This window comes from Candidatus Andeanibacterium sp., from assembly GCF_057143545.1.
Map to the genome: position 1 here is coordinate 1 of NZ_DBNHSF010000216.1, position 2,730 is coordinate 2,730.

At 63.1% G+C, this 2,730-nt stretch carries 3 protein-coding genes; all 3 read right to left on the bottom strand.

Going from position 1 to position 2,730, the window contains the following annotated elements; translation table 11 throughout:
• Positions 1-544: isopenicillin N synthase family dioxygenase (locus AC16XC_RS12690; RefSeq protein WP_484035027.1), on the bottom strand; the 544-nt coding region annotated here is incomplete at its 3' end.
• 15 nt (positions 545-559) lie between these two features.
• Positions 560-1,783 (bottom strand): NupC/NupG family nucleoside CNT transporter, encoded by a 1,224-nt coding sequence (locus tag AC16XC_RS12695; RefSeq protein WP_484035028.1) that lies wholly within the window; start codon positions 1,781-1,783, stop codon positions 560-562.
• A gap of 199 nt (positions 1,784-1,982) precedes the next feature.
• Entirely contained in the window at positions 1,983-2,405 is a 423-nt protein-coding gene (locus AC16XC_RS12700; protein WP_484035029.1) for a hypothetical protein, read from the bottom strand.
• Positions 2,406-2,730: the final 325 nt, after the last annotated feature.

Genomic DNA, 2,730 nt, shown 5'->3' on the forward strand with positions numbered 1-2,730 from the left:
CGCCTGCCGGTGCGTCGTCGGGCAGCGGCGGGTAATGCAGCAGGCGCATCACCGAATTGCCCTGTGCGACGGTCGGATCGAACCAGTGCTGATCGAGCCCGAGATGCAGCGCGATCGCCTGCAGCACCCTCGCCCCGGCTGTCTCGAACGCCTTGTACAGCGCCTCGAACGTCTCCTGGAAGCCGGCGATCTCGCGCGGCCAGATATTGCGCGGCATGAACGCCTCGAGCGGATCCCCGGCCGGCAGGCTCTGGCCGATATGCCAGAATTCCTTGAGGTCGTGGACCCTGGCGTCCTTCGCCCGCTCGGTCCCGAACGGGGTATAGCCGCGCGCGCCGCCGCTGCCGGGAATGTGGTAATGGCGCTTCACCTCCTCGGGCAGGGCAAAGAACTCCCGCGTCAGCTCCCACGCCCGTGACACCAGGTCGGCCGGAATGCCGTGATCGCGGATCACCCCGAAGCCCCATTGCTCGAAGCTTTCGCCCAGTTCCTGCGCAATGTCTCCCAGGGGTCTGGAAAGCGAGACGCTGGCTACCTGTTCCATACCCGGCTTCCTTCGTTACGCCATGAACAGGCCGGCCAGCGCCGCGCTCATGAGGTTTGCCAGCGATGCGGCGGCGAGCGCGCGCAGGCCGAGCCGCGCGACATTGGCCCGCTGGTTCGGCGCGAGGCTGCCGAACGCAGCCATCTGGATCGCGATCGAGCTGAAATTGGCAAAGCCGCACAGCGCGAAGCTGGTGATGGCGACGCTCCTTGGCGAGAGCGTGTCCTGGATTTCCTGCAGGCTGAGGAAGGCCACGAATTCGTTGAGCACGACCTTCTGGCCGAACAACCCGCCCGTCACCTGCGCCTCGGACCAGGGAATGCCGAGCAGGAACATCAAGGGCGAGAATAGATAACCCAGCAGGCCTTCGAAGCTGAGTCCTTCGAGCCCGAGCGCGCCGCCAAGTCCGCCGAGCAGGCCGTTGGCCAGCGCCACCAGCGAGACGAAGGCCAGCAGCATCGCCCCGACCCCGGCGGCAAGCTTGAGGCCGGTATAGGCGCCGTCGGCCGCGGCCATGATGACATTGGCGGTAGGTTCGTCCTCGGCTTCGGCCACCGCGATCCGCTCGGGCTCCTGCGCTCCCTCTTCGTCGGGCATGATCAGCTTGGCCATCAGCACGCCGCCCGGGGCCGACATCAGCGCCGCCGCCAGCAGGTAGGGCGCGACTTCCGAACCGAGCATCGCGATATAGGCCGCCATCACCGAGCCGGCCACGCTGGTCATGCCCACGGTCATCACGGTGAACAATTGCGGGCGGCTCATATTGGCGAGGTAATGCTTCACCACCAGCGGCGCTTCGCCCTGGCCGATGAAGATGTTGGCCGCCGCGGTCAGCGACTCGACTCGCGTGATCCCGGTCACGACCCGGATCGCCCCGCCGACCCAGCGCACGATCAGGCCGATAATGCCGAGATGGTCGAGCACCGCCACGAGCGAAGCGAAGAACACGATCACGGTCAACGCCTGCAGGGCGAAGGACGTGCCGCCCAGCTCCTGCGAGGCAAGGTTCCCGAAGATGAAAGCGGTCCCTTCGGCGGAATAGCCCAAGAGCTGCGAAACCCCGCGGGTCAGCGCCTGCATCATGTCGACCCCCCACGGGGTGCGCAGGATGAACAGCGACATCGCCGCCTGGAGCGCAAATGCCGCCGCGACGATGCGCAGCTTGATCCGCTTGCGATTGGCCGAGAGCAGGATGGCGAGCACGAGGATGACCAGGATCCCGGCGAGGTTGATCAGCAAGCGGCAGCCCCTTTCGAAAAGCCAGGCCGGGGAGGGACCCCAGGCCCGAGCGCGATTAATCGCGCGAGACGGGCCCAAGGTCAAACGCCGAAACATGCGGGGCTGGCCGCAGGGTGGAACCGGAGGGGGGAGGGCGAATGTCGATTAAGGATGACGTCCCCCGAATTCTCCTCCCCCGGAATTGCCATCCGTTCAATTTTCAATCCGGTGCATTCGCTTTCACAGGATCGGTCTGAATAATTTCGCTAACGTATAAGATCAGACCGTAGGGGCATTTACCAGTGGCAACCCATCGATCCTCCAACTGATAGGATGTAACCCCCTCTGCATAATCATGTTCGTAAGCCTTGCCTTTGACCTGAAAGGTCTCGCCCTGCGAATTCTTCAATCTCAGATACTCATCATCACGCAATGCCAGAGCCAAGCAACCTGTAGCCGTCTTTAGCTCCGCAACAGATGCGGGGGCGCCACGAAAAATGAACAGGCTGCCCGTTGCTCTACACTCCCAACCGGCAAGACATTCAGTTTCATTCTCGCGAAGTGCCAGAGTGTTGGTCGCAGCACAGCCGCCCATGGCAAGGAATGCAAAAAGGACGAATATCAGTCCGGTGTAAATTGGCATTTTTTTGCCCGACCCTCCATTTTTTTCACTGGAATTCCGGGGGAATTCCGGGGACAGTATACTCTATTCGCGTCCCGCGCCCTGGGAATTCCGGGGACAGGAATTCCGGGGACAGGGAATTCCGGGGACAGTATACTCTATTCGCGTCCCGCGCCCCGCTAACCCCCGATCGCCTCTGCAATCAGCGCCCTGGCTTCTGCGCCTTCCCAGTCGAACGCGCCGGTGACCCGCGCGATCTCCACGCCCTCGGCATTGTAGAGGAAGGTCGTCGGCATGTCGCCGACCCGCATGTTGAAGCTCAAATCCGATTTGGTGTCGAGCCACG